Origin of the sequence: Parazoarcus communis SWub3 = DSM 12120 (assembly GCF_003226565.1) — a bacterium.
In the GTDB taxonomy this organism is placed as follows: Bacteria; Pseudomonadota; Gammaproteobacteria; order Burkholderiales; family Rhodocyclaceae; genus Parazoarcus; species Parazoarcus communis.
This window is the reverse complement of sequence record NZ_QKOE01000005.1, coordinates 164,202-183,174: the sequence shown is the minus strand read 5'-3', so window position 1 is coordinate 183,174 and position 18,973 is coordinate 164,202. Positions and strand designations below refer to the sequence as shown.

The following is an 18,973-nucleotide window of genomic DNA, read 5'->3' as shown; positions in this document are numbered from 1 at the left end:
ACGCCATGAAATCACGCACACTCGGCCTCATTGCCGCACTCGCGCTGACCCTTGTCAGCGGCGTCGCCTCGGCGATCGAATTTCGTTCGGTCACCGAGCCTTCCATCCTGTACGACACCCCGTCGGACAAGGGCAGGAAGCTGTCCATCATCCTGACCGGCACCCCGGTCGAGGTCGTGGTCGAGCTCGACAAATGGCTGAAGGTGCGTGACCCGGCGGGCGCACTGAGCTGGATAGACCGGCGCGCGGTCAGCACCGAACGCACCGTGCTGGTCACCTCAGCAAGTGCCACCGTCCGCCAGCAAGCCTCGGATACATCCCCAGCTGTGTTCACTACGGTACGTGACGCAGTACTGCAACTCAACGGCAGCGCAGAAAACGGCTGGGTACGGATCCGCCATGCCGATGGCACGCAGGGCTTCCTGCGCGTCAGCGACGTCTGGGGCCTGTAAGCGGGATGCGGATATCCGTTTTCGGCGCTGGGGCATGGGGCACTGCGCTCGCCCAAGCCTACACCCAACACCATGACGTGACCCTATGGGCACGTAGCCCAAGTCATGTTGAGGATCTGCAAAGGGACGGTTGCAACCAGCGCTACCTGCCTGGCGTCACGCTGTCTCCCTCGCTGAGATTTACTGCCGATCTTGCCGCTGCAGCCATCGGCGCCGACTTGCACCTGGTCGTCACGCCACTGTCCGGCCTGCGCGACACCGCGCGTGCGCTTCAGCAGCTGCAGCCCGGCACGCCGCTGATCTGGGCCTGCAAAGGTCTCGAGGCCGGCTCAGGCCGCCTCCCGCATGAAATCATCCAGGAAGAACTCGGCGTCGACGCGGCCTGTGGCGTACTCACCGGCCCCAGTTTTGCTGCCGAGGTGGCACAAGGCCTGCCTGCTGCGATCTCGCTGGCGGCTGCCGACGCCGCCTTTGCCCAACAATGGGTTCAGCACCTGCATCAACCCCGGTTGCGGCTTTATGCCAATACCGATCTGGTGGGCTGCGAGATTGGCGGCGCCATCAAGAACGTCATGGCGATCGCCGCAGGCGTGTCCGACGGCATGGGTTTTGGGCTGAATGCCCGCGCCGCACTCATCACCCGCGGCCTGGCCGAGATCGCCCGACTTGGCGAAGCCTTGGGCGGACGCCCGGAAACCCTGATGGGGCTATCTGGCATGGGCGACCTGATCCTAACCTGCACCGGTGATCTGTCACGCAACCGCCGGGTCGGTCTTGCGCTGGCCCAAGGCAAGACCCTGCAGGACATCCTGCGCGAACTCGGCCACGTCGCCGAGGGCGTCTCGACCGCGCGTGAAGTCGTTGGCCTGGCCGGCCGCATCGGCGTGGAGATGCCCATCTGTGAAGCCGTCAATGCGCTTTTGCACGACGGCCGGAACGCCCGCGATGTGGTGGAGCAACTCCTGTCGCGCGACCCCCGGATGGAGTAACGGGCGGCACCGCCCCCCCAGCGACTGCACCGCAGCCTATGCCGAGACCGTCGCAACTATTCGTTGCGCGGTCAGCTAGCCCACTGCGCCGTCAAACCCACGCTGTCGCCAACCCTCGTACACGACAACGGCAACCGCATTCGACAAATTGATGCTGCGATTGGCAGGCCGCATCGGAATTCGCAAACGTTGCCCTGGTGGAATCTGATCCAGCACGGTCTGTGGCAGCCCCCGGCTTTCCGGCCCGAAGAGCAGCACATCGTCGTCGCGGTAATCCACATGATCATGGCGCACCGTTCCGCGCGTACTCAAGGCCCAGATCCGTCGCCCGGCAAAAAAATTCAGGCAGGCCGCCCAATCCCGGTGTACCGCAACATGCGCCAGGTCATGGTAATCCAGCCCCGCACGTGCGAGCTGCTTGTCACTCAGATCAAAACCCAGAGGTTCGACCAGATGCAGACGCGTTCCGGTATTCGCAGTCAGACGAATGATATTGCCGGTATTAGGTGGAATTTCGGGCTCGAACAGGACGATATCGAACATAAGAAAATGACTGCCAGGAAATCACAGGGCGCAGACCCTATCACAAGGGCGTCGGAGTGCGTGCAACAACCAGATTCTCGACCCGCGCCGCGCCATTGGCCTTGAGCACCGCAGCAACAGCAGCAAGGGATGCGCCTGTCGTCATGACATCATCGACCACCAGCACCCGTGCGCCATCCAGACGACGGGCACCGACGAAGGCCCCTCGCAGATTGCGCTCGCGCTCGTCTCTCCCCAACTGCGCCTGAGAAGGCGTGTGCCGGACCCGCGACACGGCCTCAAGCATCAGCTCAACACCGGCACGTCTTGCCAGGGGACGCGCAATTTCCACCGCCTGATTGAACCCGCGTTCAGCAAGACGTCGCGGATGCAGGGGCATTGGAACGATCAGATCGACCCCATCGGGCACCACTAGCACGTCAGCAAAGAGCCCTGCCAGCGCAAACCGGTGTTGATACTTGAGCGCTTTCACCATCACATCGACCGGAAAGGCGTAATCGAATGCCACCCACGTCGCATCGAACCCAGGCGGCCGGCGCAAGCACGCGCCACACACCCCCCCATCGGCAGTCGGCAACGCACACACCGGGCACACACTTTCGGCATGCCAGGGGAGTTCAGCCCGACAGTCATCGCAGATCGGCCGACGCCCCGCAGGAGCGCCACACAGGAAACAATCCTGCGACAGCACTGTCGCAGCGGCAACATGCAGCAAGCGCGATAGCACGACCATCGAATTTGACAAGGTTTACTGCCTTGGATGAAGATGCACGGTTGCCGAATTACAGCCTGGATTTCGAACCATGACAACTACTGCCACCCTTTCGTTTGCCCGCAAGTCCGTCAGCACCGTGCCAGCCGATGCGGAGTGGAGTGTCGACGCCGTCCAGGCACTATTCGACCTGCCCTTCTTGGACTTGCTGTTTCGCGCCCAGCAGGTCCACCGCGAGCACTTCACTGCGGGCGAGGTTCAACGTTCTACACTGCTGTCGATCAAGACCGGAGGCTGCTCGGAAGACTGCGGTTACTGCTCGCAATCCGCCCGCTACGACACCGGGCTTGAGCGCGAACGCCTGATGCCGGTAGAAGAAGTCCTTGAACACGCCCGCGCGGCCAAGGCCAAGGGCTCGTCGCGCTTCTGCATGGGCGCTGCCTGGCGTGGCCCCAAGGACAAGGATCTCGAGCCGGTGCTGGAGATGGTCCGTGAAGTCAAGAAGCTCGGGCTCGAAACCTGCGTCACCCTCGGCATGCTCGGTGACGGGCAAGCTGAGAAGCTCGCAGAAGCCGGCCTCGACTACTACAACCACAACGTTGACACGGCGCCCGAAAACTACGCCAAGGTCATCACCACCCACACCTTGCAGGATCGCCTCGAAACCATCGGCAAGGTCCGGGAGGCCGGCATCCATGTCTGCTCCGGCGGCATCCTGGGCCTGGGCGAGACACAGCAGGGGCGTGCGGCACTGATCGCCCAACTGGCTAACATGAATCCGGCACCTGATTCTGTTCCGATCAACAACCTGGTGCAGATTCCAGGCACCCCGCTCGCTGATGGCACCGAAGTTGACCCCTTTGATTTCGTCCGTACCATCGCCGCTGCGCGCATCACCATGCCGAAGAGCTTCGTGCGCCTCTCTGCGGGCCGTCAGCAGATGAGTGACGAGTTGCAGGCCCTGTGCTTCATGGCAGGCGCAAACTCCATCTTTTACGGCGAGCGCTTGCTGACGACCGACAACCCGGACGCTGGCCATGACGAGCAACTGTTTGCTCGACTCGGCCTGACTGCGATCTGAAAAACCTTTATTGCTGACGGGGCAGCCGCTGTGCGTGCCCCTCGCCAACCGTGGCAATAGATCCCGACTTCCGCCTTGACGCTCCACGCCTGAGACAGCGCTTCAGCCGCGCTGCGGAGACCTACGACAATGCAGACATGCTGGCAAGGGAAATCTCGCGGCGCATGGAAGAGCGCCTTGACTACATCAGGCTGACACCCAGGCGCATTCTTGATGTGGGCTGCGGCACGGGTAGCGACCTGATGCGGCTGAGCCAACGCTACCCGGACGCAAGTTGTTTTGGTGCTGACATCTCGCGCGCCATGCTGATGCAGGCGCGTCGCCGGAGCACCCCCAAATCCAGCCTGCTGCAACGCCTGACAGGCCGGATTGCGAACGGACTCCCACTGTTGACGGCTGACGGCAATGCGCTGCCGGTACGCCACGCCAGCATCTCGCTGGTGTGGTCCAACCTGATGCTACCCGCCCTGCACGACCCGCTGCCCGCACTTCAGGAAGCCCATCGTGTGCTGGAAACGGGGGGGCTGCTGATGTTCTCGAGCTTCGGCCCCGACACCTTACGCGAGTTGCGCAGTGTACTGCCCACCCATGCCGGCGAGCGTGTGCATCGCTTCATCGACATGCACGACATCGGTGACGCCCTGGTCAAGGCCGGCTTTTCGGACCCAGTGATGGACATGGAAATGCTCACTCTCACCTACGCCGACCTCGACACCCTTTTTGAGGACCTGCGTGCGACGGGCGGCAACAATGCGGCCTGCTCCCGCCCACGCGGCCTCTCCGGTCGACACGGCTGGCTGCAAGCACGAGAGGCTTATGAAAAACTGCGCCGGGACGGTCGCCTGCCTGTCAGCGTCGAAGTGATTCAAGGCCACGCCTGGAAGGCCACTGCCAAAACAGTAGCGGACGGTCGAGCCATCATGCAGTTTCACCCGCGCTCGGGCAGCACGCCTGGCAAGGACTGACCCTCGGAATCGGAACCCACATGAGCAATGCGCCGGTCTGGCTGTTCGACCTCGACAACACGCTGCACAACGCCAGCCCGCACATCTTCCCGCACATCAACCGCAGCATGACTGCCTATCTGGAACGTCATCTGAGCTTGAGCCGTGATGAGGCCAACGCGCTGCGCATGCACTACTGGCAACGATACGGCGCCACATTGCTAGGGCTGATGCGCCACCACGACACCGACCCTCATCACTTTCTGCGCGAGACGCATCGCTTCGACCGACTGCACGAATTGATGGTATTCGAACGTGCCCTGAAGAGCCTGCTCGTGCGTCTGCCCGGTCGCAAGATTGTTTTCTCCAATGGCCCCCAGGCCTATGCCGAAGCCGTCCTGGACCTGATGGGCATCCGCCGCCTGTTCGATGATGTCGTTGGCATCGAAGCGCTTGATCTTAAGCCCAAGCCAAGCATGGCAGCTTACCGCCAGATCCTGCGACGCTATCGCCTGAACCCTCACCGTTGCATCATGGTGGAAGATACCGCAGCGAACCTTCGTACTGCCAAGCAACTGGGCATGCGCACGGTGCTGGTCGGCCGGAGCAGTCGCCACCCTGCCCATGTCGACATCAAGATCAGCTCCATCATCAAGTTGCGCCGCGCCACCTCGCACCTGATCGCCTGACCGGGGCGCCCCGCCAGCCCCGCTGCGCGGGGTGGAGCGTCATTGACGCATCAACGGCAAGACAGGGCGCTCGCCCACGACAGGACGAGCGAAGATTCAGGCCGACCTCAACCAGCGCGCCGCATCCAGCGCGAAATAGGTCAGAATGCCATCGGCTCCGGCGCGCTTGAACGCCAGCAAGGCTTCCATTGCACAGGCTTTCTCATCCAGCCAGCCGTTTGCCGCGGCGGCCTTCAGCATCGCATACTCGCCACTGACCTGATAAACATAGGTCGGCACCTGAAGCTCGGTCTTCACCCTGCGAACGATGTCGAGATAAGGCATGCCGGGCTTGACCATGAACATGTCAGCACCTTCGGCAATATCGAGCGCCACCTCCCTGATCGCCTCATCGCTGTTGGCCGGATCCATCTGGTAGGTGTACTTGTTGCCCTTACCAAGATTACCTGCCGAACCCACCGCATCCCGGAATGGGCCATAGAAGCTCGAAGCGTATTTCGCCGAATAAGCCAGGATACGCGTATGGATCTGCTGATTGCGATCAAGCTCGGCGCGAATACGCGCCACCCGACCATCCATCATGTCTGAAGGCGCGACCACATCGGCACCGGCCTGAGCATGACACAGCGCCTGCCTGGCCAGCGCCTCAAGCGTTTCATCGTTCATCACGTAGCCACGCGGATCCCTCGGATCAATCAGACCATCCTGACCGTGACTGGTATAGGGATCAAGTGCAATGTCAGTGATGATGCCAAGCTCGGGAAAACGCTTCTTGAGCTCGCCAACCACGCGCGGAACCAGCCCTTGCGGGTTCCACGCCTCCTCCGCGCCTTCGCTCTTGTGATCCGCATCGATCACCGGGAACAGCGCCAGCGCCGGCACGCCAAGGGCGAGCGCCTCTTCGGCAACAGGCAGCAGGCGATCAAGCGAGACACGGGTCACGCCCGGCATCGAGGACACGGTCTCGACCCGATTCTGCCCCTCCAGCACAAAAACCGGGTAAATCAGGTCGTCAGACGTCAGCACGTTCTCGCGCATCAAGCGACGGGAAAAGTCATCGCGACGCATGCGACGCATGCGCGTCGCGGGAAAAGCGGGGTTTGCAGACTTTGAGTTGGCGAACATATGGGATTCCGGTTTCACGATCGAATCAAAAATACAGCGGGACATCCGAACAGAGCGAGTGCCTGCCAAAAACGTTCCGAAATATTTCAACCCGGAACCAAACGGCACCTGCCCGCTCTCACACCTCGGATGGCAACTCGCCATCCCCCGCTTCACCTCCCTGAGCGGGGCCCTGACAACCTCGGGGCTTTTTGCCCCCGGCACTCCCTTAGCCGGGGGTTTTTATTTCTGCCCCGGACGCCCCTTCCGCGCCCGGCTTGCCATCACCGTCCAAGCCCAGCCAGCCGGCAACGACACGCTCGCACTCCTCGACACCGGTCTTTTTCAGGCTGGAGAACAACTGCACGGTAACATGCGGCCCGAACTCGGCCACTGCCTTGCGGACCTCAAGCAGCGTGGCATTGGCAGGACCACGGGACAACTTGTCACTTTTGGTCAGCAATACATGAATCGGCCGCCCTGAAGGCGCAAACCAACCAATCATCTGACGGTCGAGTGCAGTCATCGGATGCCGTGAATCCATCATCAGCACCAGACCGACCAGACTCTCGCGCTCGCGCAGATACGTCTCGATCAGGCCCTGCCAGTCGCGCCGGACCTTCTCCGGAACCGCGGCATAGCCATAGCCCGGCAGATCCACCAGCAAAGCGCCACTATTGAGGCGGAAGAAGTTGATCAGTTGCGTTCGCCCCGGCGTCTTCGAGACGTACGCCAGCCGTACATGCCCCGCCAGGGTATTGATTGCACTCGATTTGCCAGCATTGGAACGCCCGGCAAAGGCGATCTCCGGGCCATTGGGGGGCGGCAGCCCGGACGGCTTGGCAATTGAGATTTCAAATTGTGCGTTGCGAAAAATAGGCATCTAGAATGGGCGCAAAGGCCGTTATGCGGGGTAAAAAACCCTCATCGCGTCGCGCAACAAGCGTTTCGTGATATAGAATACCGCGTTTTGAGACAACCACTCACGGCTTTCCGAGGACATCATGATCAAGCGTTCCCTGCTGCTCTCGCTGCTGCTGGTCACAGGCAGCCTCCAGGCCCAGGATCAGGCACCCGACCTGGCCAAGGCAAAACAGACTGCAGAGACCATCTGCGCAGCCTGTCATGCGGCAGACGGCAACAGCCAGCTCTCGGCCAATCCCAAGATCGCCGGCCAGCATGCCGACTATCTTTTCAAGCAGTTGCGTGAATTCAAGAGCTGGGATGGCAAGCCGGCGGTTCGCGACAACGCGGTCATGGGTGCCATGGTCGCCGGCCTCGACGAAGCCGACATGAAGGGGCTGGCAGTCTACTTTGCTGGTCAGAAGCTGGTTCCGGAAGCGGCCAAGAACCTCGACACCGTCGAACGCGGCCAGAAGATCTGGCGTGCCGGCATCCCGTCCAAGGGTGTGCCCGCCTGTGCAGCCTGCCACGGCCCTGCCGGCGCCGGCCTGCCGGCACAGTACCCCGCACTGGCGGGTCAGTTTGCCGAGTACACCGAAGCCCAGCTCAAGGCCTTCCGCGACGAGGTCCGTGCCAACGATCCGAACAAGATGATGCGCATGATCGCCATCAAGATGACCGACCCGGAAATCAAGGCGGTCGCCGACTACGCAGCCGGCCTGCGCTGATCGACGCCCGAGCTTGGCAAAGGGGTGGCGTGGCCACCCCTTTTTTCATTGCAGGCGCGGCGCGGCACGGACTGCACCAGGCAGTGCCCGATATGTAAAAATGCCGTAATTCGATAACGGCAGCCTTCTGCTGCGGGAAGACGACATGACCCAGCCAGCCAGCAGCGGCGATCCAAGCCGCAACTTTCTCAGCGTAACCCAGGCGCGCTGCAGCATCCTTGAAGCGATCGAACCCATCAAGGGTTGGGAGCGCGTTCCGGTGCGCAGTGCACTTGGCCGCGTGCTCGCGCAGGATGTGGTCGCACCCTGCAATGTGCCTGCGCACGACAACTCGGCGATGGACGGCTATGCGGTTCGTGCCGCAGACCTGAACGCCGTTGGAGACACCGTTCTCCACGTCGTCGGCACCGCCTTTGCCGGACGCCCCTTCTCCGGCATTGTCGGTCCTGCGCAGGCCGTCCGTATCATGACCGGCGCCGCCATCCCTGAAGGCGCGGACACCATCGTGGTACAGGAAGTCACCCGCCGCGAGGGTGACCAGGTCACCGTACCTCCGGGACAGCGCCGCGGCCAGAACCTGCGCCGTGCTGGTGAAGACCTGGCTTTGGGCGGGGTGGCGCTGGCCGCCGGCACCCGCTGCGGCCCCGCCGAGCTCGGGCTCATTGCCTCTCTGGGCTGCGCGGAAGTATCAGTCTACAGAAAGTTGCGCGTAGCCTTCTTCTCCACTGGCGACGAGATCGCATCCATCGGGCGACCGCTGGGGCCAGGCGAGGTCTACGACAGCAATCGCTATACCCTGTTCGGCGCGCTCAGCCGTCTCGGCTGCGAACTGATCGACATGGGCGTCATCGCCGACAATCCGGCTGCGCTCGAAGCGGCCTTCTGCGACGCGTCGCAGGCAGCCGACGTGATCATCACCAGCGGCGGCGTGTCGGTCGGTGAGGCAGATTTCATTCGTGAGATGATGAGTCGCATGGGTGAGGTGGCGTTCTGGAAACTGGCGATCAAACCAGGACGGCCAATGGCATTTGGCCGCATCGGCAATGCCCGCCTGTTTGGGCTGCCAGGCAACCCAGTCGCGGTGCTGGTCACGTTCTACCAGTTCGTGCAGGACGCCTTGCTCAAGCTGATGGGGGTCAGCCCTCTTCCCCAAGCCAATCTGTTCGATGCAGTCTGCACCGAGAGCCTCCGCAAGCAGGCCGGACGCGTCGAGTACCTGCGCGGCCGTCTGGACCGCAGCGAAGGGCAGATCCGTGTTGCCACCGCCGGTGCGCAGGGCTCCGGCGTGCTTCGCTCGATGTCCGAGGCAGATTGCTTCATTGTCCTGCCGGAAGACTGCACCGGCGTCCAGGCAGGTGATCTCGTCAAGGTGCAAGCCTTCGACGGCCTGATCTGACTTTGTTTCCCTATTCCGCCCGAAGGCCACCATGAATCAGGATGAACTCAAGAAAGCGGCAGCCCTTGCTGCCCTCGCCGAAATCGAGGAAGGCAGCATTGTCGGCGTCGGCACTGGCTCCACGGTCAACCATTTCATCGACGGACTGGCAGGCATGCGCGATCGCATCCGCGGTGCGGTATCCAGCTCTGAAGCCAGCTCCCGCCGCCTTGCCGACCATGGCATTCCGCTGGTGACACTCGATGACATCGACCACATCCCGGTGTATGTCGATGGTGCAGACGAAATCGACCACGGTTTCTGCATGATCAAGGGAGGAGGCGGTGCGCTGACACGCGAAAAGATCGTTGCGGCTGTCGCACGTCGTTTCGTGTGCATCTGCGATGCCAGCAAGCTGGTCGACACCCTGGGGCGCTTTCCCCTACCGGTCGAGGTCATCCCCATGGCCCGCGCCCAGGTCATGCGCGAGCTGACAGCTTTCGGCGGCACACCCAAGCTGCGGGAAGGCTTCGTCACCGATAACGGCAACCTGATCATCGATGTGCATGGCTTGGCAATCGATGATCCGAAGGGGCTCGAAACCCGGCTCAACCAGATCGTCGGCATCGTGACCAACGGTCTTTTTGCACACCGGGGGGCTGACGTATTGCTGCTGGCCCGCGCCGACGGTGTCACACGGCTTGCTCGTGACTGAAACATTAGTTTAATGTTGCCCTGCTAGCCTGCGACCTTCATGGATACTGCAATGGCAAAAATGACCGAACACACTTACAAGCAGTTCGATACCGAACTGGAAAAGATCCGCTCGGGCGTACTGCGCATGGGCGGCCTGGTCGAGACTCAAGTCGCCAATGCGCTGGAAGGTCTCAAAACGGGCAACATCGGTCTGCTCGAACGCGTCATTGAGGGTGATCATCGCATCAACCTGCTTGAGATCGAGCTCGATGAAGAATGCAACCAGATCATCGCAAAACGCCAGCCGGCAGCGGTCGACCTGCGCCTGGTCATGACGGTGATCAAGGCCATTGCCGATCTCGAGCGCATCGGCGACGAAGCCAAGAAGATTGCCAAGGCAGCCAAACGCCTGCACTCGGGCGAGATGCCCTTCTCCTTGCGCGTCGACCTCAGCTATGGCGCCGGCCTGGCGCTGGACATGCTGCGCAGTGCGCTGGACAGCTTTGCCCGTGCAGACATCTCTGCCTGGGCAAGGATCGAGAAGCAGGACGAGGAAGTAGATGCCTGCTTCAAGGGCACCATGCGCCAGCTGATCACTTTCATGATGGAAGATCCGCGCACCATTTCCAACAGTCTGGAAGTCCTGTTCATTGCCAAGGCAATCGAGCGCGTCGGCGATCATTCGAAGAACGTCGCCGAATATGTCGTGTTCCTGGTCCAGGGACGCGATGTGCGCTACGCGAAGTCTGTCGCAGCCGAGGGCGGCACCCCACAGAGCTGAACAGCCGGGACACGGCAACAAAAAAGGATGGCCTCAGCCATCCTTTTTTGTTGGGTCACACACGACCATCAAGCCAGGATTACTGGGCCGGCGGAACAAAACCACCAATCTGATCCGCCCCACCTTCAAAGAAGTGCTTCTCCATCTGCTCGGCCAGATACTTGCGCGCGCGAGCATCCATCAGATTGAGACGGTTCTCGTTGATCAGCATGGTCTGGTACTTGACCCATTGCTGCCAGGCTTCCTTCGACACACTTTCAAAGATGCGCTTGCCCAGCTCACCAGGCACCGGCGGCACATCCAGCCCTTCGGCCTCACGTCCAAGCTTGATACAGTTGACCATATGGGCCATCGTTCGATCCTCTCGATTAGGGTTAGCGACACTCCAGACCCGCATTTTAGCAGCCTGTCGGACTTGACACCGAGCAACTACGCAGACGAAAGACGTCATGCACGGCATTCGTCCAAACCCGGCAGCGTTAGCCGCCCAGGCAATCAGCGCTCAGCCAAGGTCCAGCAATTACGGCCCGCCGCCTTCGCGCGATACATCGCCGCGTCGGCCGCTGCCATCAATGACTCACCATCCACGGCGTGCAAGGGATAGCAGGCCGCACCGATGCTGGCGGTGACGCTCGCTGCCTGGCCCGAAAAATGGAACTGCAAGGCGCCGACCCCCTCCACCACCCGCGCGGCGAGTTCGGACAGCGCCTCCGGGGTCGCATCCGGCACCAACACGGCAAACTCGTCTCCCCCCAGGCGGAAGAACAGTTCGTTTCTCCGGATGATGCGTCGCACCCCTTCTGCAAGACCAATCAGCACCTCATCCCCGGCCTGGTGACCGTAGCGATCGTTGATGGGCTTGAAGCCATCCAGATCGAAGGTCAGCAGCCCCACGCCCGAGTCGCGACGCTCACCGTCCGCCAGCAGGCGCTCAAGCTCCTCGTGGAAGCGCCTGCGATTGAACAGGTTGGTCAGGGGATCGCGCTCAGCCAGTGCAATCAGTTGCCCTGCAACACGCTTGCGCTCGGTGATGTCTTCATAAATCCACACCCGCCCAATACCCTGCCCGCCCTCGTCCCCCTCGACCTCGGCTGACAGATCGGTCACCACCCGTTCATCGCGGAACACGATCTCGTAGGGTTCGCTGACCGCCGTCGTGGTCATGACCTGCTCGACATGGGCAAAATAACTTGCCGGGTCGGCCAGCAGCGGAGCCACCCGGCTATGCAGGACCACATCACGCATGCCGATGAGATTCTCGCCGGGTGGAAACCCCCACATGTCGAGCATCGCCTTGTTGTAATAGAGAACGCGATGATCGCGGTCAATGAACAAGATGCCAAGCCGGATGACGTTGAGCAACGCGGAAAGTCGATGACGCTCGTCATTGCTGCGCGTCAGGTAGTGTTCACGCAGCGCCTGGGCACGCCGCAACTCGGCCACCGTTTCGAGCAGCGTGTACTCGGTTTCCTTACGGACCTGGATATCCTCCGCCGACAGACGCACGCCCGATACCACACCGGCGTCGTCGAACATCAGCCGCCAGTGCCCCGCGACCCAATTGATTCTTCCGTCCTGATGCTGGAGACGCAACTCGAAATCACGCCCTACCTGGGTAGAAACGATTTCCTCGATCACCCGCCGACAATAGCTCAGATCCGCGCTATGGACCATCAAGGACAAAGGGTCGTCCGCACACAGGTACTCTGCTGGCGCCCGGGCAGTCAGACGTTCAATCGACGGACTGATCCACTGCAGCCGGCCATCCCGGGTGAAGATCGCCTCGATGCCATGAATCCCTGCAGTCACGTTGCGCAACAAGGCCAGCTCACTTGCCTCGGCTGGCGCCAAGCCCACCGGCGGCTTCCAACGTCGCAGCCAGTTCACGCGTACCACTCCCGGACTTCGGATGACAAGAGCACGCGAATGAATGCTTGCCCAATCATAGACTTTTGATAAATACCTTGGACCGGCGCTGCAAGTTGTACAGATCACGCTTGCGCTGCGGCAATGCATCCGGCCCGGCTTCGCTGAATCCCCGCTCCCGGAACCAGTGGGCAGTGCGGGTGGTCAGCACGAACAGACGTTCGAGTCGCTGCATCCGGGCTCGACGCTCGATACGCCGCAGCAATTGATCACCCAGACCAGCCCGACGGTATTCAGGTACAACCGCAAGGCACGCCAGTTCTGCCACATTTTCTTCACCAAAAGGATACAACGCGGCACACCCCACCAGCATGCCATCGTACTCGACCACGGTGAAGCGTTCGATCTCCTGCTCGAGCAACTCGCGCCCTCGCCGCACCAGGGTACCATCCGCCTCCATCGGCGAGATCAGCGATACCAGCGCGGCCACATCGTCGATATTGGCTTCACGCAACCGGAACAAGGCGTCGCGGGCAACCACGGTGCCGACACCGCTGTGAGTGAAGAACTCCAGCAACAACCCACCATCCTTGTCACGATCGATCAGGTGGCAGCGCGCCACCCCCTTGCGCACTGCGCGGATCGCACACGGCAGGTAGAGATGCAGATCCTCGGTCAGGCCCTCACAGGCATCCAGTTGCCGCTGTGCCTCGTCTGCCGTGACGGACTCGATCAACCGCCCGTCAGCATCGAGCAGGCCGGGCGCATCACACAGATAGATGAGCTTCTCGGCTTTCAGCGCCACCGCGACGGCCTCGGCGACATCTTCCATGCAGAGATTGAAGATTTCACCTGCAGGCGAGACGCCGAGGGGGGTGATCAGCACCACGTTCTGCTGATCGAGATCAGCATTGATCTCTTCGGCAATGATCTTTCGCACCGCACCGGTGAATTGGTAATCCACCCCATCGACCACACCGACCGGACGCGCGGTGATGAAGTTGCCACCGGTCACCCGCATGTAGCTGCCGGCCATGGGCGTATTCGGCAGCCCCTGCGACAACAATGCTTCGACCTCGAACCGGGTGACGGCCATCGCGGCCTTCACGCACTCGAGCGTGGCCGGATCGGTCACCCGCAGACCATTGTGAAAACGGGGCTCCAGCCCACGTCGAGCCATCTCGGCATCGATCTGGGGCCTCGCGCCGTGCACCAGCACCAAACGGATACCCAACGCAGCCAGCAAGTTGCAGTCGTAGGCCAGGCTCTGTGCAAGTTCGCCACCAGCGACCTCGCCGCCAAAGCCCACAACGAAAGTCTTGCCCCGGAAGGCATGGATGTAAGGCGCGGCTCCCCGCACCCAGGCAACGAACTGAGTCGTGGAATCGAACGCCGTCACCACCGGCGGCTCGGGCTCCGGCGACGCGATTGGAGAAGACGAATTGGAAGGCTCTGCAGTCAAGGGGTCACCGCTCGTTCTATGAAGCATGTCATACGCTGACGCTTCATCATGATGTATGTCAGGATTCTAGCGGATAAGCCGAGTCTTTCGTCATAGACAATCGTTTCAGCTTGCCACCGCGCAGTTTAATTCGCACACCATGACAAGCGCCGTCGGCAACCGACCGACGGCAGCATTCAGGCTCCGAGCGCAGACTCCAGCGCCTGACAAAGTGTGCGCAGGATCTTGATCCGGGCAAAATACTTGTTGTCCGCCTCCACCAGCGTCCATGGCGCGATCTCGGTGCTGGTCCGATCAACCATATCGCAGACCGCTCGAGCGTAATCGTCCCACTTCTCGCGGTTGCGCCAGTCCTCCTCGGTAATCTTGAAGCGCTTGTGTGGCTCGGCCTCGCGCGCCTGAAACCGCTCGAGTTGCTCGTCCTTGCTGATCGCCAGCCAGAACTTGACCACGATGGAGCCCGAACGGACCAGTTGATCCTCGAAATCATTGATCTCGGCGTAGGCCCGCATCCAGTCTGCCTCGGAACAGAACCCCTCGACGCGTTCGACCAAGACCCGCCCATACCACGAACGATCAAAGACCACTGCCTTGCCGTGGCCCGGTAGATGGCGCCAGAAACGCCACAAGTAGGGCTGCGCACGCTCCTCCTCGGTCGGTGCCGCAATCGGCACGATCCGATACTGGCGGGCATCGAGCGCACTGGTGATACGACGGATCGCACCGCCTTTGCCTGCCGCATCCGCCCCCTCGAACACCAGCACCAGCGAACGTTGCGCAAAAGCCTCGTCCCGCGTCAGCAGCGCCAGTCGCCCCTGAAGCCGTTCGAGCTGATCGGCATAACTGCGCTTATCCATCTCCTGACGCAACTGCAGCGCGTTGAGCAGGTTCAAGTTGTCGATCTGGGGCGGCAGCGGCGCGGCGGTCTGGCGCGACACCCAGTTGCGCTGAGCGATCGCCAGACGTTTCTGCAAGGCCTCGAGCAGGGTGCGGCCCACAAACAATGCGCGAAAGCGCGGATCACTGCCATCGACGATGGTCCACGGGCAATCCCCGGTGCTGGTCAGGCGCAGGGCATGGCCTGCCACCTCACGATAGCGCTCGTAGAGATCGTAGAAGCGCCAGTCACGCTCGGTCACCCGCCAACGGGTCTTGGGGTCTTTCTCCAGATCCTTGAGGCGCTTCTTCTGCCCGGCACGCGACAGGTGAAACCAGAGCTTCACCACCAGCACCCCCTCGCGCACCAGCATTTCTTCGAAACGCAGGATCTCGGCCAGATGCTGATCAAACTCGCCCCGTTTGCTGCTGCGCTCGACACGCTCGCGAATCGGCTCGGTGTACCAATTGTTGAACATCACGCCAATCTTGCCCTTGGGTGGCAAGGCCCGCCAGTAGCGCCACATGAAAGGCCGTGCGGACTCTTCTTCGGTCGGCACATCGAACGCCCAGGTCTGGATATGACGCGGATCCATCCATTCGTTGAGCAGGTTGACCGTCTCACCCTTGCCCGCGCCATCAATGCCATTGATGAGCACCACGACCGCAAAACGGCGCAGATCAAGCAGTTCGAACTGTGCATCCAGCAGGGCGGCACGCAGCGCTGGCACTTCGGACTCGAATGTTGCCTTATCGGTTTGATGGCCCAGTTCAGCAGATTCGAACATCTGGCATGTCTCCGTTGACTCCACTCGAAGAGCGGAAAAACTGCGTCAGAAATCACCCCAACGCGCCTGAAGTGCGGCGAGGGCCGCCAGCCCGGCGGTTTCGGTACGCAGCACGCGTGGCCCCAATCCCACCGCATTCACCCCGGCGCGACTGAACATCGCCATCTCGGCGTCACTCCAGCCCCCCTCGGGCCCGATCAGCAGGTGTAGCGCGTCCGCTGGGCGTGGCACCTCGGTCAGCGCAGACGAAGCCTCCGGTGCCAGCACACAACGCGCCACATCGACCGACACCTGCAGATAGGTTGCCAAGGGAAGGATGGGCTCGATCTGCGGCACGACATTGCGCCCACACTGCTCGCACGCCGCAACGGCGACCTGCTGCCAGTGCGCGTGGCGCTTGTCTGCTCGCTCACCGGTCAACCTGAGCACGGAGCGCTCGGCTTGTACCGGGATCACGCCAGACGCACCCAGCTCAACCGCCTTCTGCACGATCCAGTCCATCTTGTCGCCACTGGCCAAGGCCTGTACCAACACCACCTTCAATGGCGACTCGCGCTCGGGACAACGCCGCGTTCCGAGCCGGGCAAACCCCTGTTTACCGCGGACAACAAGCGTCGCATCGACCTCGACACCCGAGCCATCGAACAGCACCAGCGCGTCACCGTCGTGCAATCGCAAGACCCGCAGCGCATGGTGGGCAATCGACTCGGGCAGGGCGAGCTCGCCACCATCCGGTAATACGTCAGGAAAATGAAAGCGTGAAATCATCGTAAGATTATAGGCACGCATTGCCTGCCGGCCTATCGTGGCGCCGCATCGAGGTTGGCACGGCGCCGGCATGACGCCGGGCACACGAAGATCGCAGGCACACGTCGGTCGCCTCACAGGCACCCGGCAGCATTCATCAATTTCAAGCAAGGGGGCTCTGAGATGCCGACAGCAGCGCAACGTCTGGCCCGCGCACGCGCACTCGAATCCATGGTGCGGGACATCGCGCGGGAGGAAATCCTGCCGCGTTACCTCAAGTCGGCGCGCAACCGCAAAGCGGATGGTTCGCTGTTTACCGAAGCCGACGTCGAATCGCAGCGCCGTTTCACCGATGCCTTGCCCCAACTCATGCCCGGTCCGGTGCTGGGCGAGGAAATGAGTGCGGAGGAGCAGGCCCGCCTGTGGAGCGAGGGTCAGCGTGGCCTGTGGTGCATCGACCCGATCGACGGCACCACCAACTTTGCCAACGGCATTCCTTTCTTCGCGGTCTCGATTGCCTATCTGGTCGATCACGAGCCACGTTTCGGCGTGGTCTACAACCCGATCACCGATGAATCCTTCTATGCAGCGAAGGGCGCAGGCGCCTTTCTCAACGGTACCGAACTGCCCCTGCGTGGCGGCGCCAGCCAGTTGAAGGACGCAGTGGCAGGCGTGGACTTCAAACGCATCAGCCATCACCTGGGCGACGAGCTGGCGGTACGCCCGCCGTACTACTCTCAACGCAACTTCGGCTCCAGCGCGCTCGAATGGTGCTTCGTCGCCGCCGGCCGGCTTGATGTCTACCTGCATGGCGGACAGATGCTGTGGGATTACGCCGCGGGCCAGCTGATCCTGTCCGAGTCTGGCGGCCAGGCGATCGCGCTCGACGGCGGCACGCTGATGGCTGGCCCGGCGGTCAAGCGTGGCGTCATCGCGGCTGCCAGCCCGGCCCTGTTCGCTGAATGGCGAGCCTGGCTGCAGGCACACTCCTGACAGGGTCAATTTCCGCATCGCACCATCTCCAGCTATCATCACGAAAGACTCAGCCATTGCCAACGCCATGACTTCGCCCTCTCCAGCACAAACCGCACAGGACCAGCCGGACCGGCGCCAGTACCATCGCGTCCGCGAGATCTTTGAAGAGGCTTACGTCATGATCGAGCCGTTCTTCGCCAAGGAAAACCGTTGGGCCAACGTTTCCCTCGATCACCTCGCCTACCGCGTCGTGCGTGACCACTACCCGGAACTGTCCGCGATCGAAGTCCACGTCCTGGTGATGGCAGCACACCGGGTCTATGTCGACGACACTCGCTAGACCGCAAGCAATACGGATTCGACATGTCGCTCAAGCATCCCATCATTGCAGTCACCGGCTCTTCTGGCGCGGGCACGACCACGGTCAAACACACTTTCGAGGCGATCTTTCATCGCGAAAACGTCAATGCAGCCATCGTCGAAGGCGACAGCTTCCACCGCTATACCCGGTCGGAGATGAAGACCCTGATCGAGGAGGCAGAGCACGCAGGCAAGCGCGGCATCAGTCATTTCGGGCCAGAAGCCAATCTGCTTGAAGAACTGGAAAGCCTGTTCCGCGCCTACGGCGAGTCGGCCACCGGACGGCGGCGCTACTATATTCACAACGAAGCCCAGTCGATGCGCTGGAACCTGCCAATGGGGACCTTCACCGAATGGGAAGACCTGCCCGTCGGCACCGACTGCCTGTTCTACGAAGGGCTGCACGGCGCGGTGGTTTCCGAGCGGGTCGATGTTTCCCGTCATGTCGATCTGCTGATCGGCGTGGTGCCAACGATCAACCTCGAATGGATCCAGAAACTTCATCGCGATACCCGCGTACGCGGCTACTCGGCCGAGGCCGTGCAGGACACCATCCTTCGCCGCATGCACGACTACGTGCACTACATCGTGCCCCAGTTCTCCCGCAGCCACATCAACTTCCAGCGCGTTCCTGTGGTGGACACCTCAAACCCCTTCATCGCACGCGATGTTCCGACGCTGGATGAATCCATGGTGGTCATCCGCTTCAAGGACCCGCGCGGGGTGGACTTCCCTTACCTGTTGCGCATGATCCACGATGCCTTCATGAGTCGAGCCAACACCATCGTGATTCCGGGCGGCAAGCTCGACCTGGCGATGCAACTGATCCTGACCCCGCTCATCTGGAAGCTGATGGAACGTCGCCGCCAGTGGGTGTGACGCCGCTAAAGTCCCGCCCCACC

General features: G+C 61.7%; 21 protein-coding genes and 1 pseudogene. 12 read left to right on the top strand and 10 right to left on the bottom strand.

Going from position 1 to position 18,973, the window contains the following annotated elements:
- The first annotated feature begins 5 nt into the window (after positions 1-5).
- Positions 6-452 carry an SH3 domain-containing protein gene (locus DNK49_RS09355; protein ID WP_110524075.1) on the top strand — a complete coding sequence of 149 codons (447 nt, stop codon included), beginning with the start codon at positions 6-8 and terminating at the stop codon, positions 450-452.
- A gap of 5 nt (positions 453-457) precedes the next feature.
- Positions 458-1,441: an NAD(P)H-dependent glycerol-3-phosphate dehydrogenase gene (locus tag DNK49_RS09350; protein ID WP_110524074.1), complete on the top strand. Its 984-nt coding sequence runs from the start codon at positions 458-460 to the stop codon at positions 1,439-1,441.
- Positions 1,442-1,516: 75 nt separating this feature from the next.
- Here the strand turns inward: DNK49_RS09350 and trmL are convergent, their stop codons facing one another.
- From trmL to DNK49_RS24965, 3 genes and pseudogenes are all read right to left on the bottom strand, one after another.
- On the bottom strand, positions 1,517-1,984 hold the full coding sequence (gene trmL / locus DNK49_RS09345) for a tRNA (uridine(34)/cytosine(34)/5-carboxymethylaminomethyluridine(34)-2'-O)-methyltransferase TrmL (RefSeq protein ID WP_110524073.1): 468 nt from the start codon (positions 1,982-1,984) through the stop codon (positions 1,517-1,519).
- A gap of 40 nt (positions 1,985-2,024) precedes the next feature.
- A complete protein-coding gene (locus DNK49_RS09340) occupies positions 2,025-2,492 on the bottom strand; it encodes a ComF family protein (RefSeq protein WP_279386414.1) in 468 nt (155 codons plus the stop codon).
- A 42-nt stretch (positions 2,493-2,534) separates the two neighbouring features.
- A pseudogene (locus tag DNK49_RS24965) lies at positions 2,535-2,717 on the bottom strand (double zinc ribbon domain-containing protein); the annotation flags it as partial.
- Positions 2,718-2,787: 70 nt separating this feature from the next.
- Here DNK49_RS24965 and bioB point away from each other — a divergent pair.
- From bioB to DNK49_RS09325, 3 genes are read left to right on the top strand one after another with little or no spacing between them, the layout of a single operon-like run.
- Entirely contained in the window at positions 2,788-3,777 is a 990-nt protein-coding gene (gene bioB / locus DNK49_RS09335; RefSeq protein WP_110524071.1) for a biotin synthase BioB, read from the top strand.
- Positions 3,778-3,827: 50 nt separating this feature from the next.
- A complete protein-coding gene (locus DNK49_RS09330) occupies positions 3,828-4,742 on the top strand; it encodes a methyltransferase domain-containing protein (RefSeq protein WP_110524070.1) in 915 nt (304 codons plus the stop codon).
- Between the two features lie 20 nt (positions 4,743-4,762).
- Positions 4,763-5,410: a pyrimidine 5'-nucleotidase gene (locus tag DNK49_RS09325; protein ID WP_110524069.1), complete on the top strand. Its 648-nt coding sequence runs from the start codon at positions 4,763-4,765 to the stop codon at positions 5,408-5,410.
- A gap of 96 nt (positions 5,411-5,506) precedes the next feature.
- On the opposite strand, the gene hemB is transcribed toward DNK49_RS09325, so the two are convergent.
- The gene (hemB, locus tag DNK49_RS09320) at positions 5,507-6,535 is read right to left on the bottom strand and encodes a porphobilinogen synthase (RefSeq protein WP_207806931.1); all 1,029 of its coding nucleotides are present in this window, start codon (positions 6,533-6,535) and stop codon (positions 5,507-5,509) included.
- 208 nt (positions 6,536-6,743) lie between these two features.
- Positions 6,744-7,397: a ribosome biogenesis GTP-binding protein YihA/YsxC gene (gene yihA / locus DNK49_RS09315; protein ID WP_110524068.1), complete on the bottom strand. Its 654-nt coding sequence runs from the start codon at positions 7,395-7,397 to the stop codon at positions 6,744-6,746.
- Between the two features lie 121 nt (positions 7,398-7,518).
- Between yihA and DNK49_RS09310 the strand changes: the two genes are divergently transcribed.
- The 4 genes from DNK49_RS09310 (at position 7,519) to phoU (ending at position 10,997) form a co-directional block, all read left to right on the top strand.
- Positions 7,519-8,145: a c-type cytochrome gene (locus tag DNK49_RS09310; protein ID WP_110524067.1), complete on the top strand. Its 627-nt coding sequence runs from the start codon at positions 7,519-7,521 to the stop codon at positions 8,143-8,145.
- A 145-nt stretch (positions 8,146-8,290) separates the two neighbouring features.
- Positions 8,291-9,541, top strand: a complete 1,251-nt coding sequence (gene moeA / locus DNK49_RS09305; RefSeq protein ID WP_110524066.1) for a molybdopterin molybdotransferase MoeA — start codon at positions 8,291-8,293, stop codon at positions 9,539-9,541.
- Between the two features lie 31 nt (positions 9,542-9,572).
- Positions 9,573-10,235, top strand: a complete 663-nt coding sequence (rpiA, locus tag DNK49_RS09300) for a ribose-5-phosphate isomerase RpiA (RefSeq protein ID WP_110524065.1) — start codon at positions 9,573-9,575, stop codon at positions 10,233-10,235.
- A gap of 60 nt (positions 10,236-10,295) precedes the next feature.
- On the top strand, positions 10,296-10,997 hold the full coding sequence (gene phoU, locus DNK49_RS09295) for a phosphate signaling complex protein PhoU (protein ID WP_110524217.1): 702 nt from the start codon (positions 10,296-10,298) through the stop codon (positions 10,995-10,997).
- 79 nt (positions 10,998-11,076) lie between these two features.
- On the opposite strand, the gene DNK49_RS09290 is transcribed toward phoU, so the two are convergent.
- From DNK49_RS09290 to DNK49_RS09270, 5 genes are all read right to left on the bottom strand, one after another.
- Positions 11,077-11,349 (bottom strand): oxidative damage protection protein, encoded by a 273-nt coding sequence (locus DNK49_RS09290; RefSeq protein ID WP_110524064.1) that lies wholly within the window; start codon positions 11,347-11,349, stop codon positions 11,077-11,079.
- 143 nt (positions 11,350-11,492) lie between these two features.
- On the bottom strand, positions 11,493-12,884 hold the full coding sequence (locus DNK49_RS09285; protein WP_243632294.1) for a sensor domain-containing diguanylate cyclase: 1,392 nt from the start codon (positions 12,882-12,884) through the stop codon (positions 11,493-11,495).
- 55 nt (positions 12,885-12,939) lie between these two features.
- Positions 12,940-14,262 carry an amino-acid N-acetyltransferase gene (argA, locus tag DNK49_RS09280; RefSeq protein WP_243632293.1) on the bottom strand — a complete coding sequence of 441 codons (1,323 nt, stop codon included), beginning with the start codon at positions 14,260-14,262 and terminating at the stop codon, positions 12,940-12,942.
- A gap of 239 nt (positions 14,263-14,501) precedes the next feature.
- Positions 14,502-15,989 (bottom strand): polyphosphate:AMP phosphotransferase, encoded by a 1,488-nt coding sequence (gene pap, locus DNK49_RS09275; RefSeq protein WP_110524061.1) that lies wholly within the window; start codon positions 15,987-15,989, stop codon positions 14,502-14,504.
- 45 nt (positions 15,990-16,034) lie between these two features.
- Positions 16,035-16,757 carry a 16S rRNA (uracil(1498)-N(3))-methyltransferase gene (locus tag DNK49_RS09270; RefSeq protein ID WP_110524216.1) on the bottom strand — a complete coding sequence of 241 codons (723 nt, stop codon included), beginning with the start codon at positions 16,755-16,757 and terminating at the stop codon, positions 16,035-16,037.
- 162 nt (positions 16,758-16,919) lie between these two features.
- On the opposite strand from DNK49_RS09270, the gene DNK49_RS09265 reads away from it, so the two are divergent.
- The 3 genes from DNK49_RS09265 to DNK49_RS09255 all read left to right on the top strand — a co-directional run bounded on the left by DNK49_RS09265 (position 16,920) and on the right by DNK49_RS09255 (position 18,950).
- Entirely contained in the window at positions 16,920-17,729 is an 810-nt protein-coding gene (locus DNK49_RS09265) for an inositol monophosphatase family protein (protein ID WP_110524060.1), read from the top strand.
- Between the two features lie 67 nt (positions 17,730-17,796).
- Positions 17,797-18,051: a hypothetical protein gene (locus tag DNK49_RS09260; protein WP_110524059.1), complete on the top strand. Its 255-nt coding sequence runs from the start codon at positions 17,797-17,799 to the stop codon at positions 18,049-18,051.
- A 23-nt stretch (positions 18,052-18,074) separates the two neighbouring features.
- On the top strand, positions 18,075-18,950 hold the full coding sequence (locus tag DNK49_RS09255; RefSeq protein WP_110524058.1) for a phosphoribulokinase: 876 nt from the start codon (positions 18,075-18,077) through the stop codon (positions 18,948-18,950).
- The last annotated feature ends 23 nt before the right edge of the window (positions 18,951-18,973 follow it).